The following is a 19,066-nucleotide window of genomic DNA, read 5'->3' on the forward strand; positions in this document are numbered from 1 at the left end:
CCGCACCCGGGCCCTGGGAACGCAGGGCAGCCGGGAGGGACCGAGCGACTGAAGCGACCCGGGCGGGCAGTTGCGGCGTCGGCGCCCGACTGCGCCTGTCCGCGATATCGACCGGCGCACGTCGAAAAGCATCGGTCCCCGCGCGGTCGTCACTTCTGGAAGGGGCTCGGCTCCCAGGCCTTCCCGCCGATCGGGTAGCTGTACAGCGGCCGACCCTTGACCGCGCTGGTGCGGAACGGCGTGCCGTCGCCGAGGCCGATGGGCAGCGTGCCCTTGCGGTTGCCGCTGGACCACTCCAGTTCCAGGTACCAGCTGACGTCGTGGGAGGTGGTCTCGGCACTGACCTCGATGACCTCCGGGTCCCGCTCGCTCACCTTGACCGGCAGGCCGGTTCTGCCCTCGCTCACGACCGGACGGGGGCGGGCCGCGTCCAGGTCGAGGTCGAACGAGTGGACGCCGACTCCGCCGCCGCAGCCGTCGGCCATGGAGTAGGCGTTCCAGGCCAGCGGGGCCGCGATCCGGGCGATGCGGACGTTGAGCGCGGTCAGCACCACGGTCTCGCTGCCGGTGCCCTGCACCGTGAGCTCGATGGACTGGTAGTGGCCGGGGACCGCCCCGACCTTGGAGACCCAGGCGGGGACGTCCACCACCGCAGGCGGCCGGGGGACTTGCGACGGCGGGCGGTCGACGAGGTACCGGTTGCACTCGGCGTCCCAGCGGGACGGGCGGACCGCGACGGTGATCGGGGCACTCGCACTCTGGTCGGCGGCGCCGGTCGGCCCCGACGGGGTCGCGCCGGCGGCGACCGGCGTGGCGCCGGGGGTCGGGAGCGGGGCCGACGATCCGGCGGACGGCCCGGCGGACGGCCCGGCGTGCGCCGCCGGGGCGGGAGCCGAGGCGGGGTCACCGCCCGTGTGGCTCTTGAGACCGGTGGCGACGGCCCCGATGGTGGCGAGCACCGCGGCAGCCGTCACGGCGGCGAGTACACCCCGGCGCACTCGCCGCTGCGGCGGAACGGCGGGGGTGCGCGTCGGGGCGGCCGTCCCGTCCTCCGCGGCGCCTCCCGCGGCCGGTCGCGGTTCCGGTACCGCCTCCGGTTCCGGCGCCGCTTCCGCCTCCGGTTCCGGTTCCGCAGGGGTCTCCGGTGCCGCAGGCCCGGGAGCCGCAGAACCCCCCTCAGCCGTCGCAGCCACCGCAGCCGTCGCAGTCAGCGCAGCCGCTGACGGAGCCTTCGCCGCGGGGGCGGGTGCGGACGCCTGCCGGTTCCCCCGTGCCGCGTGGGCGGTGACCCACAGCCGATAGAGCTCGGTGCGCTCCTCCGGTGTCGCCCGGCACAGCCGCGCGAGGCGCTCCAGCGGGGCGAACTCCACCGGCATCACATCGCCGTTGCAGTAGCGGTGCAGGGCCGACGTGCTCACGTGCAGCCGCTTCGCCAGCGCGCCGTAACTGAGCCCCGACCGGCTCTTCAGCTCCTGAAGCAGCCGCGCAACCTCGTCCGACTCCCTCAACTCCCCGATCCCCTCTGACACTGATCCTCCACCCGCGCGTGAACCTCCCGGTGATCGCGCCCCCGGCTCCGGTCGTCGCCGACAGCCGGATCACCGGGACGCGGGCCGACGTGAGCTCCGGCAGACAAGCACGCCGCAGACCGTCCCACGGTTCCCCCGAGACCGCCGCCGGCACCGGCCGTGCCGTCCCAGCGCCCCGCGAGCGCGTCCCAGGAAGGTTACGTCCTCCCAGCTCAAACCGGGTAAAGGCGTCCCCGCGTCCCTGATCGCCGGCCCACCGTTGCGGCTGGGACGAACGGGCGCACAAGCTGACGTCGAACACCGAGAGGGAGCAACTGTGAGCACTGTTCGAGCGGCCCGGGCCGCGATACGCACCAACGACCGATTCCACCGCGGTGCGGTGGCACTGGCGATGGGCGGGGTCCTGCTGATGTCCGCGGCCTGCGGCGACGGCCAGGGCAAGGGCACTGACGCCGCCGCCTCCGGCACCCCCGGCGGGGCGGCCGCGGCGGCTGCCCCGACGACGCCGAGGACGTCGACCGCGGTGCTGGACATGGAGCCGAAGGACGGGGCCCAGGGAGTGGCACCGACCGCGCTCCAGGTGTCCGTCTCCCACGGCAAGCTCACCGCCGTCGACGTGACCGACAAGGACGGCAAGCCCGTCCAGGGCTCGATCACCCCGGACGGCACCGGCTGGAAGCCCGCCGCCGCGCTCGCCCCCGGCACGACGTACACGGTCAACGCCCAGGCGAAGGACGCCGACGGTCTGGTCTCCGCGGCCACCAGTGCCTTCACCACCGTCTCGCCCGGCAAGCAGGTGTCCACCAACGACAACATCGCCGACGGCCAGACCTACGGCGTGGGCATGATCGTCAAGGTGGACTTCAGCAGCAAGATCGTGAACAAGGACGCCGTCGCCAAGGGCATCACCTTCGAGACGGACAACGGCACCGAGGTGAAGGGCCACTGGTTCGGCGACAACCGGATCGACTTCCGCCCGGCGGAGTACTGGAAGCCGAACACCAAGGTCACCATCCACTACCGGCTGAAGAACGTCGAAGTCGCCCCCGGCGTCTGGGGCGACATCGACAAGGACGAACCGTTCACCATCGGCCGCTCCCAGGTCTCCACCGCGGACGCCGCCACGCACCTGATGACGATCAAGCGGGACGGCAAGTCCACCACCGTGCCCGCCACCCTCGGCGACGAGCAGTACCCCTCCTGGGGCGGAACCATGGTCATCATGTCCAAGGAGAACGTCACCCACATGAACTCCCAGACCGTCGGCCTGGGCAATGAGTACAACATCCCTGACGTCCCGCACGCGATGCGGCTGACGAGGAGCGGCACCTACCTCCACGGGAACTACTGGTACAAGGGCGATCCGTTCGGCACGGCCAACACCAGCCACGGCTGCGTCGCGCTCAAGGACGTGGAGGGCGGCAGCGACACCTCCCCCGCGGGGTCGTTCTTCAACAGCTCGCTGATCGGCGACGTCGTCACGGTCGTGAACACCAAGGAGAAGACCGTCGCCCCCGACAACGGCCTCGGCGGCTGGAACCTCCTCTGGGCCAACTGGTAGCACCCGCCCGCCGAGGAGCCGTCCGCCGCCGCCGAGCAGCCGGTCCTCGTCGTCGAGAACCTCGACCGGCCCGCCGACACCGGAGTCGTCGCGGCGTGACACGGTTCATCGGATTCAAGCGCCACCTGCACGCCGGGGTGGTCGCGGGCGAGGCCACCTACCTGCTCTCCGAGCGGGAGGTGCTGGCGCTCCAGGGCGCGCACCTGGCGAGGGTTGCGCGGACCTCAACCCCATCCCGCTCTTCGTCCGAACCGGTCATGCCCGCAGGGGCAACCGGGGAAGTCGGCCGTGTCAGAAGTTTGGCTTGCGCCCAGGACCTCCAGGACAATGACGGTCGGCGGCACAGCGAGCGGGGGATCCATGAGCGATCGGCGCGACGGGCAGCGCTACTTCAAGGCGCCGATCCGGTTCCGGCGGACGGGCCGGAGGACCTTGGTCCTCTTCCCGACCGCTCTGGCCTGCGCCCTTGCCTTCGTCCTCGCCGCAGCGGCCAAGGGCCGGGATCCTACGATGATCGCACTCTTCACGGCCGGCCTGATCGTCGCCTACGTCATCGCCGCCTCCTTCGTGGGCCCCTTCTGCGGCAGTACCACGGTGAGTACCACGGGCCTCACCACGCGGACCCTGCTGAGGACACGTGTGGTCCCCTGGCCGCAGGTGCGGTCGTTCGGGTTCTCACCGGAGGTCAACCGGGGCATCGATCACTGCCTCCTCGAGGTGCGCCGGCACAAGGGGCGGCCGGTCGTCCTGCCAGGCCTGGTCGCATCGAGCGCCGACGACCCGGAAATCCGGTCGCGCCTCTCGGAGCTGCGGGCCGCGTGGGCCGCAGCCCAACCCGGTGCCACGACCGAGTAGTTCGGCCCGACCCCACCGTCACACTCGAACTCGTGCTCAGCGTGGTCGGTACGACAACGGCTCCTCACACCGCCGGCATCGACGACGAACGTGAACGGCTCGGCCGATTCCTCCAGGATCAGCGCGGAGGACCACGCGCCGACGTCCGCCGACGCTCGCATGCTCCGACCCCTCACCACCCGCGGGGCGGTCCGTCAGGACGGTCGGTCAGGACGGCCCGTCAGGGCCGGTCACCGGTACCGCCGCTGGTGGGGGGCGGAGTCTGCCTGCCGCTGCCCTGCGGCTCTCGCGCCCGGGTGGGAGCGCCGCCACAGGGTGGCGGCAGGCATCACCCGGTAGGTGAAGACCAGGTGGACGGCGATGACGATCACGGCGGGAATGGCGCCGATCATGACCACGAGAGTCGGCATGACGTTGGCGAGGACGGCGAGGACGGGGCGGGCGTCCAGGCCTCGCGCCGCCCATGGCGCCACCATGAACAGCGCGACGACGACGGAGCCGCCGAACAGCAGGGCGGCCAGGCTGATGTATTCGAGCCCCTCCAGCAGCAGTGACTCCGACGTCCAGGTGCCGCCGAGGGCCGCGGTGAAGGCCAGCGAGGCCAGTGCGAGGAGCAGGACGAGCGGGGCCAGGAAGCAGGCGACGTAGTACGCCACGGCGCGCCCGAACCAGCGCAGGGCTGCCCGCCGGTGGCCGGCCGAGGTACGGGTACCGATGGCGAACGGGAGGAGTAGGAGCGGCAGCACGAGCAGGAGGTACATCGCCGGGTCTGCGCCGGGGTAGCCGTCGGACAGCTCGAACACGGTCAGGTAGGCCGCGGGCAGCAGGACGAGCAGGGCGACGGTGAAGGAGTGGACGGTGGCGTAGCAGAGACCGCGCCGCCTCCTCCTGTCCGGCTGGCTCCTCACGCCCGGCTGCGGCCGACGCCGCCCGCTGCCGCCGCTGCCGCCACCGGCGCGCATCGTCGCCGGGGACGCGGCGGATGCTCCCCCGACCGGTCCTGCGCCTTCCGCAGCCGCCCCAGGCCCGACGTGCTGAAGCATGTCCATGCCCCCCTCCATAAGATTGAACGCGTTCAAAATATGGTGTGGCGGCCCCCCGGTCAATCCTGTTGCCGGCATACACACCTGACGCCGCCCCGGCCCGGACGCGAAGCCGGCAGGCCGGCCACCCACGGGAGCAGCGAGCAGCAGGACAGCCGGCGGGGGCAACAGACCCGGGGAGACCCCCAGCACGGACCCGGTCTCCCCCACCGTTCACGAGCTCCCCCTTCTCCCTGCGGCATCGCACCGGTCGCTGACACCACGGAACACGCGGTCGAGAATCCGCATCGACGCCCACGGCATCGCCGCCGGGTCGCGTCCGAGGGCAGCGAAGCAGGCCCGCTCCCTCACGGGAGTCGGTCCGGCTCGTGCGCTCCCGCGCCGTTCTCAGCCTCGCGTCACGGCCGCCGGGCCGGGAGCCGTCCTCGTCGTCGCGCCTCGTGCGTGGTGGGGGTGCGGGCCTCCTGCCGGGCCATCAGCTCGGCGGCAATGGCCAGTGCCCCGCCGGGGGCGATCTCCTCCAGGTCTTCGAGGACCATCGCCCAGCCGCCGAGGAACACGGCCCGGGCGGCCAGCCTGCGGGCGCGGGCGGGCTCCGACACCTCCACCAGAGCGGCCAGTGCACGGGCCCGCGTCCGGCCGTGGCGGATCGTGTGGGCGACGTCCTCGGCCCGCTCCGGCTCGCCCTGGCGGGCCAACGCGCCGACGACGTCGATGAGCGCCTCGTCCCGCCCCCAGCGGTCGGGGATCGCGGGGACGAGGGCCTCGGCCCGGGCCGTCTCGCCGCGCCGGGCCAGCTCGCCGACGACGGCCATCAAGGCCCGGCTCCGCGCCCAGCGGTCCGCGAAGGCGCGGGCGAGGTCCTCGGCCTGGTCCGTGTCCCCGGACCAGGCCAGCACCTCGACGATCTCGGCCTTGCGCGCCGCGCGCAGATCGGGCTCGACGATCCGGTCGGCGATCGCCATGGCCCGCTCGACCTGCCCGTGCCGGGCCAGCAGCAAGGTCACGGCCTCCCGCAGCCCGAGGCTGTCGAGGCCCGCGTCGGAGCGGAGCAGTGCCTCGGCCCGGCCCGCCAAGGCGAGGGCCACCTCCCGGTCGGCGGTCTCGGCGACCGCCTCCAGCAGCTCGGGCACGATCCGGGCGTCGAAGGGCGGGCGGGGCCGGGCGAGGATCGTGAGACACAGGGCATCCGAGTCGGCGTCGCTCTCCGGCGACCCTGCCGCCGCTGCCTCGGCAGCCGCCGCCTCGGCAGCCTTCGCGGCGGCGGCACGGACCAGGCTGCGCAGCACGGCGTCGAGCCGGTCCAGGTCACCGCTACAGGCCTCCAAAGCCAGCACCGCGACGAGGAACGAGCGCTGTCCGACACCATTGCGGCTCTCGCACCGCACGAGGTCCTCCACGCGGTCGGCGAACGTGCCGGCCAGGACGCGGTCCCCGGCGGCGAGTGCGATCTCCATGCCCGTGACGAGCACCCGCCCCATCTCCGCGCCGCCCGCGCACTCGGCGGCTCTGGCGGCGTACCCGAGCGCCGCGGGGAAGTCGCCGCTGTCGGCCACCGCCTTCGCCAACCCGGCCCACGCCCGCGGCCAGTTGTGCGGATAGCGGACCGTCTCCACCAGGCCGACGGCGCGCCCGCGTTCACCGGCGCGCGCCACCGCCGGGATGTGGGCGACCAGGGCGCAGTCCCGCAGCGAGCGGTCGGTCAACGACTCGGCGAGCGCCCGCGCACCGTCCAGGTCTCCGGCCTCGCCCGCCGTCCGCACCAGACGGACGAGGTCCTTCTCCGGACCGGACCGGCCCGCGCCCGTCCGAACCAGCTCGACCGCCCGGGCGAGATGACCGGCACGCACCAGCGCCACCGCCAGGCCCATGCCGGCGCCCCTGTCCGCTTCCTGGTGCGCCGCCACCCGCAGGACCGTCAGCAGGCAGGGAACGGACCCGCTGCGCAGCAGGCCCCGGTCGCCGCTGCTCGGCGGAGCCGGGCCCAGGCGCTGGTCCCCAGCCCTCGTCACGTAGAGCGCTGGGCCCAACTGGGCCAGCCCCTTCGGCATGCGCGATCCCCCTCGCCGGCGACTGCTCCTCGCACCGCGCGAGACGACCGCCGCCTGGACCGACACGATAGTCCGACGGCCGGACCGCCGCTCCGTCCTCGGTGGGGGCGGGGGCGGCGCGCGGAGCCGGCCGGGTCAGTACCCCTCCCGCACCTCGAACACGCCGCTGTCCCAGTACACGGACGGCTCGTCGGCCTCGCTCGGCCAGTCGCTCTGCAGGTGGCGGCGACCGCGCCCGAGGGCCCCGACCCGGTACGGGCTCAACCGCCCAGCCGTCAGATCGCCCGCCTCGGCGTCCGTGATCGGCAGCACGGTCCGGTACTGCGCGTCCCGCGAGGCGACCCAGTCGACGTACTCGGTGAAGACGCTCACGAAGGCCTGCGCACAGAGGCCACAGCGCTGGACGGAGACGATGAAGTGCGAGTCGTCCTGGATCATCTTCTCGACCCGGACCCCGGTGTAACTCTGGTGGTGCGCCCGCGCCACCGAGGCGTCCTCGGCACAGCACGCCGCACACCCGAAACCTGCGGACTCCGTCACGCCGCCCCCCGTGGTCGCGCCCCTCTTCGGCCGTGGGGCCAGATTCTAGACGGCGTCCGGGCCGAGGCGGCCTCGCGGCCGGCCGGACGTCCGGTGCCTCTCGGCGCGCCGCGCCCGCACATGATCACCGCCACGCCGGGCCGACGTTAGTGTCGTCCAGTGTCGGGCACGACGTCATAAGGAGAGCCACCCATGGAGTTCCTGGTCGACATGGTGACCAGTGTGCCGGAGGGCACTTCCGAGGAGGCCGTGGCGGAGATCCGAGCCAGAGAGGCGGCACGGGCGCGGGAACTGGCCGCTCAGGGAAGCCTGCTGCGGCTGTGGCGTCCGCCGCTCGCCCCCGGCGAATGGCGCACCTGGGGCCTGTTCAGCGCGGACGACGCGGAGCACTTGGAGCAGGTGCTTGCGTCGATGCCGCTGCGAGCGTGGCGGCACGACACGGTAACTGCGCTGTCCCCGCACCCGAGTGACCCCGGGCTCCAGGAGTAGCGGTCCCGGTTGCGCGGATCGGTGGTGGGCAGCCGGGCGGTGTCGCACCCAGACGTTCGGGAGCCTCGAGCGTGCACATCTGCGGGCCCTGGCAGCTCTGATCCCCGATCGCACCCGAGGAGAATCCCGATGAACGGCACGACAGAAGCCGAAGCGATCCTGCGCGGCGTCCTCGACCAGTGGAAGGCGGCCGTCGACGCGCACGAACCGCAGCTGGTCGCCTCCCGCTTCACCCAGGACGCGATCTTCCAGGGACTGCACCCGTACAGCGTCGGCCGGCAGGGCGTCGCCGACTACTACGATTCCCAGCCCCTCGGGATGACGGCCGCATATCGCATTCTCGAAACCAGGCAGCTCGCCGACGACCTCGTGCTCGGTTACCTGAGTGTCGACTTCTCGTTCACCGACCGGCCGACACTGGGCGTCAATCTCAGCGTGCTGGTACAGCGCGCGCACGACGACTGGTACATCAGCCACTACCAGGTCTCCCGCATCGACTGAGGTCCGCGACCCACCTGCGCCGACGTCGGATCACGGCCGTGATCCCGGAGAAGACCGACCGGGCCGCGAACCGCAGGAGGAAGGGCAGCAAGGGCGGCCGCCCCCTCTCCCACGACGCGGACCTCGACCGCAACACCGTGGAACGCTGCATCAACAAGATCAAGGAACGGCGGGGCCTCGCCACCCGATACGGCCCTGGTTCGCCGTGGACGCACTGCCTGAGCAGGGCGCACTTCCGTTACCGAGCAGTCTGTCGACGAGGAGCTCGGGGTAGCCGCCGGCCGGCGGGTCGATGCCGAAGATCACCCGGATGTAGAACGGCGCGATGAGCTGGTCGAGGATCTGTTCCAGGGTCGGTGGGTTCTCGCCTCGGGCCGTGGCCCGTCGGCGGATCTGCTCGATGGAGTGCATCCGGCGCTGGAAGTGCTGCGCACGCTCGGCCTTGGCGTGGGCGCTGTTCGGCATGGACAGGACGACGGCGCGCACGAGGGCGCGGCCTTCGGGTGTGCGCATGCTCGCGACGGTGGCTTCGGCCCAGGCGAGGAGGTCGCCGCGCAGGGTGCCGGTGTCGTTCAGCGGTGAGTCGCGTTCGAGGCGGGTGGTGACCATGTCGGCCAGGAGTGCGTCGAGGCTGCCCCAGCGCCGGTAGACGCTGGTGTGGTTGACGCCGGCGCGTTGCGCGATCGCGGGGATGTTGATCTCCTCGCCCTCCGGGTCGGAGAGCAGGTCGACGACCGCCTGGTGGACGGCCGCGCGGACCTGTTCGGGGCTCCTGCGGACTCGGGCGGACGCTTCTTTCTGGGTCATACCCCCATCGTAAGCACAAATATTTGCTTCTGAGGACCCGAAGGGTCTACAGTCTCACTCGCAAGCACACATCTGTGCTTGCCGATGAAGGAGAGTGCGCGATGAAGCAGCTGCTGTTCCCGAACAACATCCAGTTCTGGTACGAGACCCTGCGGTCGATGAGCCACATCGCCTACGGCGGCGCGGACTTCGGCGAGGTCGTCTCGACCGGTGAGCGGATCACCGAGGGCGACTACACCAGCTGGTACACCGAGTGGCTGGCCACCGCCGACCGGGTGGCCGGCGAGGCCGAGAAGGCGCTGGCGGCCGGTCACCGGGTGAGTGCCCGGGACGGGTTCCTGCGGGCGTCGAACTACTACCGGTCGGCCGAGTTCTTCCTGCACGGCCACCCCTGCGACCCCCGCCACGACCACGCCTACGACCGCAGCGTGGCCTGCTTCCGGGCGGCGGCGCCGCTGTTCACCCCGGTCATCGAGCCGGTCGCCATCCCGTACGAGGACACCACCCTGCCGGGCTACCTGTACCGGGTCGACGACTCCGGGACACCGCGGCCGACGCTGATCATGCACAACGGCTTCGACGGCACCGCCGAGGAGATGCACTTCTTCGGGGCGATGGCCGGTGTCGAGCGCGGCTACACCGTGCTGGTCTTCGACGGCCCCGGCATGCCCGGGCCGCGCCACCACGAGGGTCTGGTCTTCCGCCCCGACTGGGAGAACGTCATCACCCCCGTCGTGGATTTCGCCGAGACCCTCCCGGACGTCGACAACAGCCGTATCGCGCTCCTCGGCCTCAGCATGGGCGGCGTCCTCGCCCCCAGGGCCGCGGCGTTCGAGCACCGCCTGGCCGCGCTGATAGCCGTCGACGGCCTCTACGACCTCGGCCAGACCTCCGTCCGCAACATCCCCGGCACCCGCGAGGAGGCCGAGCGGCTCCTGCGTGCACAGTCCGCTCCCGAACTCGACGCCGCCCTCGAGCAGATCATGACCAAGGACCCGATCGCCCGCTGGGCGTTCAACCACGGCATGTACGTCATGGGTGTCGACACCCCCCGGGCCTTCAACGCCTCCTACCTCGACTACACCCTTGCCGGCGGCATCGCCGAACGGATCCAGTGCCCCACCCTCGTCTGCGACGCCGAAGACGACATGTTCTTCAAGGGCCAGCCCGAACAGCTCTACGACCACCTCACCTGCCCCAAGACCCTGATGGTCTTCACCGCCGAGGAAGGCGCCGGCGCCCACTGCCACCCCGGCGCCATGCGCCTGACCCAGGCCCGCATCTACGACTGGCTCGACGACGCCCTCAAGGCGACCGCCTGAAGAGCTGACGACCCGACACCGCGACGGAGCCCTGCCCGCGACGAGACCCTGCCCGCGACGCCCCCGCGTGCCGTCGGTGAGCAGGAGACGGCGGGCGCGGGCAGCGGGACCGTCGCGGTGCGGGGCCGGCGCAGGGCCCGTGAACAGCCGGAAACGGCCTCGGGTTTGGCCGTTGTCCCGCCAAGGAAGAAGTCACCCGTGCAGGTAACACGAGGCGGGCGGCGATCGCCCAGCTCGACCGGGCGGCGCGGCCAGACCATCGCGGCCACCGTCCGGGTCCTGGCCGAGAGCGGGTACGGACGGACTGCCTTCGAGGAATTCCGGGAGTTCGACACCACCCTGACGGCACTCCCCCTGAAGTCCGCGATCGACGCCGCCATCGTGCGGATGACGCAGCCGCCCCACCTGAGCGTGGACGACCGCGTCCGTGAGATCACCACCCCGGCCCTTCTCGCGACCCGAAGGACACCATGACCACGCCCGGTGTGCCGGCGGTGACGACCCCCGAGGCGCCGCCGCCGCGGCCGAGCGGGCGACGCCTGCTGCTCGGTCTCGTGTGGGACATCGCGGTCCCGATCGCGGTGTACTACGGCCTGCGCGCCGCCGGCGTCAGCGTCTTCGTCGCGCTGCTGGCGGGCGCCTTCCTGCCGGCGCTCACCACAGCGGTGCAGTGGCTGCGCACCCGCAGCCTGGAGGGCATGGCGGGATTCATCGCCGGGACCATGCTGCTGGGCGTCGCAGCCGCACTGGTCAGCGGCAGCCCCCGGTTCCTGCTGGCCAAGGACGGTTGGCTGACCGGCGTCGCCGGGCTCTGGTTCCTGATCTCGATCAGGGCCAGGCGCCCGCTGCTCTTCCACGGCGGCCGACCCCTGCTGGAGGGGCGGTTCCGCTCCGACGGCACCTCCTGGGACGTGCTGTGGGACCGCGAGCCGGCCTTCCGGCGGATCTGGCGGGTCTCGACCGCGATCTGGGGCGTGGCGATGCTGCTCGACGCCGCCGCACGGGTCGTGATGGCCTACACCCTGCCGGTGGACCTGGTGCCCGGCCTCGGCGCGCTGCTCTGGCCGGTCACCCTGGTGCTGTTGCAGGTGGTGAACGGCATCTACTACGAAGTGGCCGGGCTCTGGCGGCTGACCGCCGGCACGACCACGCGCTCGCCGGGCACCTGAGCGACCGACGCGGGGCCACGAAGACCAGGCGGCGGAACCAACCGCGTGCCTCGCCGGGGCGCCGGGCACCGAGCCGCCGGGCAGGGTCCGCGTCGCCGGGCGCCGCGCGTCCTGGCCGGTGGACAGGTCGGCGGTTCCACCCGCGGTTGCCGTACATCCAGGTGCACCGCTCTCCTCGGAGACCCCCTGGTCACGAGCCTTCCGGCTGTTCCTGGGATGATCTGCGCCGTGACGACCGACATCCGCCGCTCAGCGGGAACCAGAACGCTCTCCGACACCCTGCTTTCGATGTTCGGCATCCGGCGGCTGAGCACGGAGAAGGACCTTGCCGACCTTCGAGCGGGCACCACCTTGCAGGTGTTCTGCTCGAGCCCGACGCTGGGCACGGTCAAGATGCTGTCGGTCGGCAAGGGACGCACCATCCCGCACGCGTCGTCCGGCCACCTCCACCTCGCGGCCGGCACGGTGACCTGGCGCAACCAGCGCACCCGCGAGAACGTCGTCCTCCGGGGTCCGTTCCGTCTGTCGCCGTCAGAGCAGAAGACCCCGCACCCGAAGATGGCCCGCTTCGACCTGGCGGCGAGCGACGAGCAGCACGTGATCGTGATACCCAAGGCCGACGTCTCCCTGGTCACGCAGGTGCTGGAAGCGGCTGACCGGTAGCACGCCCTGCGACGGGCAACCCCGGCAGACGCCCGGGGCCGAACGCGGAAGCGGCGCCGGCGATCCTTACCGGCAGTGCCGTGCCGGACGTACCGGCCGGGCGTGCCGTGACCCGGGCGGCGAGCGTGGCAGCGGGTGAGAGCTCCGGGCTGCTGCCGGGCCGGCGCCGCGGCCGCCGCACCGGGTGCGCGTGCGGCGGCCGTGGGTGGGCCCGGTGCGTGGTTCGGGTCAGTCGGCCCGGCGCAGGGTGGGCAGTTCGGCGGTGTCGATGAGGCGGGCCCGTGCGGGGAGGACGTGACGGAGCAGGGCGTGGTGCGCCGCGGGGTCCGGGTCGGCGACGCCGTCGGACAGGACGTAGAGCTGGTAGTCACGGTCGGCCGCGTCGATGACGGTGGACAGGACGGCGCCGCTGGTGCTGATGCCGGAGACGACCAGAGTGGTGATGCCGCGTTCGCGCAGCTGCCGGTCGAGGTCGGTGGTGGACATGCCGCCGTAGCGGGTCTTGCGCACGCTGATGTCGCCGTCCTGGGGAGCCAGGCGCTGGTGGACGGCGGTGGCGGGGTCCTCGTGGTGCAGGGCACGGTGCCGGGCCAGCGGGCCGAAGGACTTGTTGACGGCCGGGATCGCGTCCCAGTCGGCCTCGGTGAAGCCGACGCGTACGTAGGCGATGGTGCCGCCCATCGCCCGGACGTCGGCGATGGCCCCTGCCAGGCGGCCGAGCAGGGCCTCGCGGTCCCGGTCTTCGGGGAGGGCGGCCAGGACCGCGGGCTGGCAGTCCAGGACGAGGAGAGCGGTGTGCGCGGGATCGAGTGCGGGCGCGGCGGGGGCGGTGCTCATGCGGGTGTCCTCCTGGCTGGCGGTGTGCCCGGTCGGCGCGGTCGGCCCGGTCCGCTCGGACACGCACTGGCGGTCCAGCTGCGGCCTGGCGTACCGGATGTGGCCTGATGCGGCCGCGGGCCTGGGTGTCGGGTTGTCGCGGTGTGTCATGTGCGGCTGAGGGACGCTTCCGGCTCGTGCTGCGGCGTCTGGTCGCGGCGGGGTAGCAGGAGCGGGGTGGCCAGGATGAGCAGTCCCGCGGCCGCGAGGGCGGTGCGTGGGCCGGTGACGTCGGCGAGCAGCCCGCCGAGCGCTGTGCAGACGGCGATGGACGCCTGCTGGCCGATCGACCAGGCCGTCAGGGTGCGGGCGACGAGGTGTCCGGGCGTGCGTTCGAGCCGGTAGGTGGCGAGCACCGGGGTGTACAGGCTCATGTTGATGATGATCGCCAGCTCGACGGCCATCACGGTGACGAGGCCGACGACGCCGGGACGGACGAAGACCAGGCCGATCAGCCAGACGGCGCGCAGGGTCCCGATGACCCGGAAGACCCGGTGCCGTCCGTAGCGGGCCACGACCCGCTGCGCCAGCCGGGAGCCGACGAGTCCGCCGAGGCAGGGGGCGGCGAAGGCGAGGGCGTACTGCCAGGGCGGGAAGCCGAGCCGGCCCAGGAGGAGCACCGCGAGCAACGGCTCGGTGGCCATGATCAGGCCGGAGACGAGCATGTTGTTCAGGTAGAGCGCCCGCAGACCGGGATCGCCCATGATGTGCCGCCAGCCGTCGAGCAGTGCGCCCGCCCGGACCGGGCTCTTGCCGCTTGCCTGCGGCGCTTCCTCCCGGCCGCGGATCGCGGTGATGCCCAGCGCCGAGAGCAGGTAGCTGAGCGCGTCGGCCACCACGGTGGTGACCGGCCCGAACAGGCCGATCGCCGCCCCGCCCAGCGGTGGCCCGACCGCGATGGAACTCCAGTTCGTGGACTCGAACCGCGCGTTGGCCACGAGCAGGTCCTCCGGCCGGACCAGGGCCTTGAGGTAGGCGCCACTGGCCGCGTTGAACGCGATCTTGGCTGCGGCGACCACGGCCGACACCACGAGCAGTTGGACGAAACCGAGCCGGTCGAAGGCGTAGGCGACCGGGATCGTCGCCATGGCCGCGAACCGGGTCAGGTCCATCGCGATCATGACCGGGCGCTTGCGCCGGAACTCCACCCACGGCGCGAGCGGCACCGCGATCAGCGCGCCCACCGCAGGCCCCACCGCGGACAGCGCGGACACCTCGGCGGGGCCGGCGTGCAACACCAGCACGGCGACCAGTGGCAGTGCCCCGAACCCCAGCCCGGACCCGTACGCGCTCACCGCGTACGCCGCCCACAGCCAGCCGAACTGCCGGCCCAACGCTCTCCTGCCCATCATGCCCAGCGCACCCCTCGACGACCCACTCGAACAAACCGACGTTGACCGGTGAGAGCTAAGCGAGCCACACAAGCACAGGTCAAACAACTGCCCTGGCGTCTCTCCACAACCATTGGTTGTTCACTAAGGTGGGTCGGCATGGACCTCGAAGCCGTACGCACCTTCGCCGCCATCGCAGAAGCCGGCCAGTTCCAGAAAGCCGCCGCCGACCTGTCGATCACCCAGCAGGCCGTCTCCAAGCGCATCGCGGCGCTGGAGCGCGAGCTCGGCGTGCGGCTCTTCACCCGCACGCCGCGCGGCGCCGAGCTCACCATCGACGGGCAAGCGTTCCTGCCCCACGCGCGCGAGCTGCTGCGCGCCGCCGAGCGCGCGGTCGCGTCCGTGCGCGCCGGCCGCCGCCCACTGCGCGTCGACGTGATCAACTCGCGCGGCGCAGCCTCGGGCCTGATGCGCGGCTTCCACCACGCGCACCCCGAGATCGACCTCGACGTGCTGATGCTGCTCGACATCGAGACGGCTGTCTCCTCCATCCGGTCCGGTGCGATCGACGCGTCCTTCCGCGCCGTCGCCGCGCCCGGCCGGCCCCTTCCCGAGGACATCGAGTCCGTCCGGGTGCTCGACGAACCGCTCCAGCTCCTCACCGGCCCCGCCCACGCGCTGGCCGCCGCCCAGTCCGTGACACTCGCCCAGCTCGCCGGACACCGGATCTGGATGCCCGGCATCCTCCCCGGCAGCGAGTGGGCCGCCTACTACGACGACCTCGTCGCCGCGTTCGGCCTCACCATCGAGGCGACCGGCCCCAACTTCGGCTCCGACGCGCTCCTCGACACCATCGCCGACACCCCGGCCCTGGCCACCTTCATGAGCGAGCACACCCGCCTCGTCTGGCCCGCCGGCCACGGCCTGCGCCGCATCCCGGTGACCGACCCGACACCCGTCTACCCGCACTCGCTCCTGTGGCACCGCGACAACCCCCACCCGGCGCTGACCACCCTCCGCACCCACCTCGCCGCCACAGCGGCCGGCCACGACGCCGGGAGCTGGGCGCCGGACTGGGTGATTCCGCCGGTCTGACGCCGAGTGGACCCGCCCGGGCTGCTCGCCGACCACCTTCGGCCACTGACAAAGGCGTTGAGGCCGGAGGCGGCCCTCGACGGGAAGTGAGCTCGCGCGGACGGCGGCGGGGATCGGTGGTCGGACCGGGAAGCGGGAGTCGGGAAGCAGGAGTCGGGCATCGGGAGTCGGGCAACGGCAACCGCCTTCGGCGACGCGCGTCGGGCGATGCGCGTCCGGCCCTGGTACCCGGCGGTGTTGTTCGACAGGATGCTCCGATGGCGAACTTGACCCGGATCCTGACGATGACCCGCACCAACTTCCGCGCGGCCGACCGGGTCGAGCGGTGGACCGCGCGCGCGGCGTGGGCGGTGTTGACCGCGACGGCCTGGCTGGCGGTGATGTTCACGACCGTCTGGGGGGCCGAGGTCGCCGGGGTTCCCATGGGCACCGTGGGGTGGTTGGCGGTCGTCCTCTCGCTGGCGGTCCCCCTCCTCTCGTGGATCGCCGTCACCTCCGAACCCGGCGGGCGCCCCGGTGCGCCGGTGTTGACGGTTGTCCTCCTGCTGGCGGCCGTCGTGCTCGTCCTCGCCTTCACCTGAGTCGAGGCATGCGGCCTCCGGCCAAGCGAGCGGACGGGACCGGCCGGGTGGAGGCCGAAAGCGGGCGCAGCGGTGCCGGCGCCCCCTGACGGCGGACGGACGGCCCCGCACCTGAGTACGCGTACTCAGGTGCGGGGCCGGACAGTTGGGCGAGCATGGGCGGATGAGCCAGGGGCGCCGCAGGACGGCGAAGGTGAAGCAGTTCCTGGGCGGCGTCGGCGTCATCGCGATCGTCGCTCTGCAAACGTTCCGCTCCGGCGTGCCCGCCACCTGGCGGCTGCGGCGGCTCGCCCGCTCCAAGCCTGTCCGGCAGGCCTGCGAGGACGCCGAGGAGCAGCTGCGGGCGCGGCTGGCGGCGATCGCGCGGACGTACGGGCTGCGGCCCGTCTTCAGTCAGACGATCGACGACTGCTGGCGGGCCTCACGGGTCGACCTCCTCCCCGGCCACTCCCTGGTCGGGCCCGCAATGACGGGGCACCTGCAGATCGTCGCCTACTTCGCGCCGTCGGCACCCGTGGAACGGGCGATTCCCGAGCTGATCGAGCGCCTGCCGCCCCGGCTGCAGTACGCGGACTGCCTCGCTCCCAAGCCGGAGCCCGACAGCCCCGGCCCGCACTCCACCCTCGACGGGCGGGACCACGTCACGGTGGACTGGGACATTCCGGGCGACCGTCTGATGACCGCGTGGGTACTGCCCCGGAAGGACCGGCACATGCTGCGCCGGCAAGTCTCGGCCGACCCGGACGGCCTGACCCTGGAACAGGTGCGAGAGGCACACGGTCCCCTCATCGCCTGGACCCTCACCGCCACGTACTACGAGAAGCCGAAGACCCGGTAGCTCCAGGCAGGCGGGTCCCCCGGTGGTGGCGCGGGGGGCCTTCGCGGTGCCAGCGGCGACGCCGGCGACGGCGGCGGTGCGCTTGCCGGGACCGGCCTGCGCGTCAGGCGCGCCCGGCCGCTTCGAGCAGGCGGGGCGGGAGGTAGGGCGAGCGGACGTGGACGGTCCAGCCGCGGCTGCGGCGGGCGTGGCAGGCGAGGGCGAGGATGTCGAGGCTGAGTGCGGCGTCGGTGTCGGTGGCGCGGTCGGCGACGCAGTAGTGGTCGCGGTGGGCTTCCAGGGCGTCCAGCAGGGCCAGGTTGAAGGTGGTCTCGTCGCCCTCGACGAGCTGGGAGAAGAAGACGACCGGGGGCGGGAGGAAGCCCTGGTCCCTGGTGCGTTCCACCTCCTTCAGGGCCCGCTCGGTGGCCGGCCGCGGGTCGGCGCCGCGGAGGTGGTCGTGCAGGGCGGTGCGGTAGGAGGCGAACGGGGAGCGGTCCTCGGCGGCGATCGTGGGGCCGGCCAGGACGAGCGGCTCGAGGTCCTCCGAGTCGCCGGTGATCAGGGCGTAGGAGAGGGCCGTCTCCCAGAAGGCCGGGCCGAAGTCCGTGTCCCGGCAGGCGGGGAAGCGCAGGCTCCGGCCGTCGATCGTCACCTCGGCCTCGGTACCCGGCTCGGCGAGGGCGACCCGGAACACGGCGGCCCCCAGCCGGGAGGCGAGCCGCAGGTTGTCGAGCTGGGCGTCGGTGGCGTCGCAGGACTGCGAGGCGCGCGCCGCGAGGAGGTAGCTCTGGTAGCGCAGGGCGCGCGTGAGCTCCCACGCGTCCAGCGGCTCGCCGTCCTTGGGCGTGACGGCCTCCAGGGTGCGCCGCTCGAACCGGGCCTCGCTGTCCGGGCTGAGGGGGCGGGCCGGGCTCGGCCGGTCGAGGTCGACGGGTCCGGCGGCGAGGTGGGCGACGGCGTCGGGACGTGGGTCGCGGCCGAGGCCGTGGACGCGCGGGCCTGGGGTCTCGAAGCCGGTGACCAGGGCGTGGGGGAGGTAGTCGGTGTCGACCGCCGGCGTCCAGCCGTAGGTGCGGTACGCGAGGGCGGCGAGGGCGATCGGGACCAGCGGCAGGAGGCCGGCCGGTCCGGTGCCGTGCGGGCCGTCCTGGAGGAGGGCGAGCAGAGCGGCGTCGAAGGCCTCGCGGTCCCCGTCGGCGAGGGCGCGCAGAGCGCGCAGGCCGGGCTGCGGCTCGGCGGGGGTGGGGAGGTCGACCTCCTCGAAGAAGTGGGCCGAGAAGCCGTCGACCAGCTCCAGGGTGGGCGTGACCGGCTCGTCGGGCATCAACTGCCGGGCCCAGCAGAAGGCCTCGCCGTGGGCGGAGACCTTGTCGGAGACGATCGCGAGGCAGAAGGCGTCGAGCCACTCCCGGGCGGTGACCCGGTGGCGGGGGTCGCGGTCCTGCCCGTCCTCGCGGTCGTAGCGCATCCCGAAGTTGGGGTAGTCGAGGAAGACGTGGAAGCCGTCGTGCGGGTAGTAGGCGGCGAAGGAGACGGCGCCGACCGCGGCCTCGGTGGCGTCCTTGAGGACGGCCTCGGCCTCGGGGGTGTCGAGGTCGGGCCGAGTGGTGGAGAGGGCGCCGAGGTAGTCGAGGAAGGAGTCGGCGATCAGCTGCCACTCGGTGGTGGTCATCAGGCCGGCGCGGGAGTAGGAGTGGACCTGCCTCCCGATCCGGTTCACGAAGTCCTCGCGGGCCTTCGTCACCCGCGCCCCGTCCACCTGGTGACGTTCGATCCGCACGGTCCTGCCCCCTTGATCATCGACTTGACCCCGGCCAGCCTAGTGCAGCGCCG

Annotated in this window: 19 protein-coding genes and 1 pseudogene; 11 read left to right on the plus strand and 9 right to left on the minus strand. The window is 72.6% G+C overall.

Annotation, left to right across the window (positions count from 1 at the left end; all coding sequences use genetic code 11):
* Positions 1–149: 149 nt before the first annotated feature.
* Together ACZ52R_RS30925 and ACZ52R_RS30930 are read right to left on the minus strand one after the other, a co-directional pair.
* The gene (locus tag ACZ52R_RS30925; protein ID WP_465754551.1) at positions 150–974 is read right to left on the minus strand and encodes a hypothetical protein; all 825 of its coding nucleotides are present in this window, start codon (positions 972–974) and stop codon (positions 150–152) included.
* 339 nt (positions 975–1,313) lie between these two features.
* Positions 1,314–1,529, minus strand: a pseudogene (locus ACZ52R_RS30930) (helix-turn-helix domain-containing protein); the annotation flags it as partial.
* A gap of 316 nt (positions 1,530–1,845) precedes the next feature.
* Here ACZ52R_RS30930 and ACZ52R_RS30935 point away from each other — a divergent pair.
* Positions 1,846–3,090 (plus strand): L,D-transpeptidase, encoded by a 1,245-nt coding sequence (locus tag ACZ52R_RS30935; protein WP_465624623.1) that lies wholly within the window; start codon positions 1,846–1,848, stop codon positions 3,088–3,090.
* 327 nt (positions 3,091–3,417) lie between these two features.
* Positions 3,418–3,945 carry a PH domain-containing protein gene (locus ACZ52R_RS30940; RefSeq protein ID WP_465754510.1) on the plus strand — a complete coding sequence of 176 codons (528 nt, stop codon included), beginning with the start codon at positions 3,418–3,420 and terminating at the stop codon, positions 3,943–3,945.
* A 230-nt stretch (positions 3,946–4,175) separates the two neighbouring features.
* Here ACZ52R_RS30940 and ACZ52R_RS30945 read toward each other — a convergent pair whose 3' ends face one another.
* The 3 genes from ACZ52R_RS30945 to ACZ52R_RS30955 form a co-directional block, all read right to left on the minus strand.
* A complete protein-coding gene (locus ACZ52R_RS30945; protein ID WP_465754511.1) occupies positions 4,176–4,853 on the minus strand; it encodes a hypothetical protein in 678 nt (225 codons plus the stop codon).
* A gap of 533 nt (positions 4,854–5,386) precedes the next feature.
* On the minus strand, positions 5,387–7,039 hold the full coding sequence (locus tag ACZ52R_RS30950) for a hypothetical protein (RefSeq protein ID WP_465624617.1): 1,653 nt from the start codon (positions 7,037–7,039) through the stop codon (positions 5,387–5,389).
* Positions 7,040–7,174: 135 nt separating this feature from the next.
* Positions 7,175–7,579, minus strand: a complete 405-nt coding sequence (locus tag ACZ52R_RS30955; RefSeq protein ID WP_465624615.1) for a hypothetical protein — start codon at positions 7,577–7,579, stop codon at positions 7,175–7,177.
* 192 nt (positions 7,580–7,771) lie between these two features.
* On the opposite strand from ACZ52R_RS30955, the gene ACZ52R_RS30960 reads away from it, so the two are divergent.
* Together ACZ52R_RS30960 and ACZ52R_RS30965 are read left to right on the plus strand one after the other, a co-directional pair.
* Positions 7,772–8,068, plus strand: coding sequence for a muconolactone Delta-isomerase family protein (locus ACZ52R_RS30960; protein WP_465624613.1), 297 nt, complete (start codon positions 7,772–7,774; stop codon positions 8,066–8,068).
* A gap of 129 nt (positions 8,069–8,197) precedes the next feature.
* Positions 8,198–8,569, plus strand: a complete 372-nt coding sequence (locus ACZ52R_RS30965) for a nuclear transport factor 2 family protein (protein ID WP_465624611.1) — start codon at positions 8,198–8,200, stop codon at positions 8,567–8,569.
* A gap of 159 nt (positions 8,570–8,728) precedes the next feature.
* Here the strand turns inward: ACZ52R_RS30965 and ACZ52R_RS30970 are convergent, their stop codons facing one another.
* The gene (locus tag ACZ52R_RS30970) at positions 8,729–9,376 is read right to left on the minus strand and encodes a TetR/AcrR family transcriptional regulator (protein ID WP_465624609.1); all 648 of its coding nucleotides are present in this window, start codon (positions 9,374–9,376) and stop codon (positions 8,729–8,731) included.
* A 101-nt stretch (positions 9,377–9,477) separates the two neighbouring features.
* Between ACZ52R_RS30970 and ACZ52R_RS30975 the strand changes: the two genes are divergently transcribed.
* The 4 genes from ACZ52R_RS30975 (at position 9,478) to ACZ52R_RS30990 (ending at position 12,530) form a co-directional block, all read left to right on the plus strand.
* Positions 9,478–10,698 carry an alpha/beta hydrolase family protein gene (locus tag ACZ52R_RS30975; protein ID WP_465624607.1) on the plus strand — a complete coding sequence of 407 codons (1,221 nt, stop codon included), beginning with the start codon at positions 9,478–9,480 and terminating at the stop codon, positions 10,696–10,698.
* A gap of 198 nt (positions 10,699–10,896) precedes the next feature.
* The gene (locus tag ACZ52R_RS30980; protein WP_465624605.1) at positions 10,897–11,172 is read left to right on the plus strand and encodes a hypothetical protein; all 276 of its coding nucleotides are present in this window, start codon (positions 10,897–10,899) and stop codon (positions 11,170–11,172) included.
* Positions 11,169–11,867 (plus strand): VC0807 family protein, encoded by a 699-nt coding sequence (locus ACZ52R_RS30985; protein ID WP_465624603.1) that lies wholly within the window; start codon positions 11,169–11,171, stop codon positions 11,865–11,867. The genes ACZ52R_RS30980 and ACZ52R_RS30985 overlap by 4 nt, the downstream gene beginning before the upstream one ends.
* Positions 11,868–12,095: 228 nt before the next feature.
* On the plus strand, positions 12,096–12,530 hold the full coding sequence (locus tag ACZ52R_RS30990) for a hypothetical protein (protein WP_465624601.1): 435 nt from the start codon (positions 12,096–12,098) through the stop codon (positions 12,528–12,530).
* Positions 12,531–12,758: 228 nt separating this feature from the next.
* On the opposite strand, the gene ACZ52R_RS30995 is transcribed toward ACZ52R_RS30990, so the two are convergent.
* Both ACZ52R_RS30995 and ACZ52R_RS31000 read right to left on the minus strand, forming a co-directional pair.
* Entirely contained in the window at positions 12,759–13,367 is a 609-nt protein-coding gene (locus tag ACZ52R_RS30995; protein WP_465754512.1) for a cysteine hydrolase family protein, read from the minus strand.
* Between the two features lie 146 nt (positions 13,368–13,513).
* Positions 13,514–14,758 carry an MFS transporter gene (locus tag ACZ52R_RS31000; RefSeq protein ID WP_465624597.1) on the minus strand — a complete coding sequence of 415 codons (1,245 nt, stop codon included), beginning with the start codon at positions 14,756–14,758 and terminating at the stop codon, positions 13,514–13,516.
* Between the two features lie 138 nt (positions 14,759–14,896).
* Between ACZ52R_RS31000 and ACZ52R_RS31005 the strand changes: the two genes are divergently transcribed.
* The 3 genes from ACZ52R_RS31005 (at position 14,897) to ACZ52R_RS31015 (ending at position 17,251) form a co-directional block, all read left to right on the plus strand.
* Entirely contained in the window at positions 14,897–15,832 is a 936-nt protein-coding gene (locus ACZ52R_RS31005; protein WP_465624595.1) for a LysR family transcriptional regulator, read from the plus strand.
* A 257-nt stretch (positions 15,833–16,089) separates the two neighbouring features.
* A complete protein-coding gene (locus ACZ52R_RS31010; protein WP_465754513.1) occupies positions 16,090–16,413 on the plus strand; it encodes a hypothetical protein in 324 nt (107 codons plus the stop codon).
* A 163-nt stretch (positions 16,414–16,576) separates the two neighbouring features.
* On the plus strand, positions 16,577–17,251 hold the full coding sequence (locus tag ACZ52R_RS31015; protein WP_465754514.1) for a hypothetical protein: 675 nt from the start codon (positions 16,577–16,579) through the stop codon (positions 17,249–17,251).
* A 103-nt stretch (positions 17,252–17,354) separates the two neighbouring features.
* Here the strand turns inward: ACZ52R_RS31015 and ACZ52R_RS31020 are convergent, their stop codons facing one another.
* The gene (locus ACZ52R_RS31020) at positions 17,355–19,013 is read right to left on the minus strand and encodes an immunity 49 family protein (RefSeq protein WP_465754515.1); all 1,659 of its coding nucleotides are present in this window, start codon (positions 19,011–19,013) and stop codon (positions 17,355–17,357) included.
* Positions 19,014–19,066 lie beyond the last annotated feature (53 nt).

It is taken from the genome of Kitasatospora sp. NPDC034023 (assembly GCF_055575795.1).

What these genes read in the sequence shown, in the direction of transcription:
- ACZ52R_RS30985 (WP_465624603.1), top strand. Translation starts at nt 11,169, where the DNA reads ATGACCACGCCCGGTGTGCCGGCGGTGACGACCCCCGAGGCGCCGCCG.
- ACZ52R_RS30960 (WP_465624613.1), top strand. Translation starts at nt 7,772, where the DNA reads ATGGAGTTCCTGGTCGACATGGTGACCAGTGTGCCGGAGGGCACTTCC.
- ACZ52R_RS31010 (WP_465754513.1), top strand. Translation starts at nt 16,090, where the DNA reads ATGGCGAACTTGACCCGGATCCTGACGATGACCCGCACCAACTTCCGC.
- ACZ52R_RS30995 (WP_465754512.1), bottom strand. Translation starts at nt 13,367, where the DNA reads ATGAGCACCGCCCCCGCCGCGCCCGCACTCGATCCCGCGCACACCGCT.
- ACZ52R_RS30970 (WP_465624609.1), bottom strand. Translation starts at nt 9,376, where the DNA reads ATGACCCAGAAAGAAGCGTCCGCCCGAGTCCGCAGGAGCCCCGAACAG.
- ACZ52R_RS31005 (WP_465624595.1), top strand. Translation starts at nt 14,897, where the DNA reads ATGGACCTCGAAGCCGTACGCACCTTCGCCGCCATCGCAGAAGCCGGC.
- ACZ52R_RS30975 (WP_465624607.1), top strand. Translation starts at nt 9,478, where the DNA reads ATGAAGCAGCTGCTGTTCCCGAACAACATCCAGTTCTGGTACGAGACC.
- ACZ52R_RS30965 (WP_465624611.1), top strand. Translation starts at nt 8,198, where the DNA reads ATGAACGGCACGACAGAAGCCGAAGCGATCCTGCGCGGCGTCCTCGAC.
- ACZ52R_RS31000 (WP_465624597.1), bottom strand. Translation starts at nt 14,758, where the DNA reads ATGATGGGCAGGAGAGCGTTGGGCCGGCAGTTCGGCTGGCTGTGGGCG.
- ACZ52R_RS30950 (WP_465624617.1), bottom strand. Translation starts at nt 7,039, where the DNA reads ATGCCGAAGGGGCTGGCCCAGTTGGGCCCAGCGCTCTACGTGACGAGG.
- ACZ52R_RS31015 (WP_465754514.1), top strand. Translation starts at nt 16,577, where the DNA reads ATGAGCCAGGGGCGCCGCAGGACGGCGAAGGTGAAGCAGTTCCTGGGC.
- ACZ52R_RS30940 (WP_465754510.1), top strand. Translation starts at nt 3,418, where the DNA reads ATGACGGTCGGCGGCACAGCGAGCGGGGGATCCATGAGCGATCGGCGC.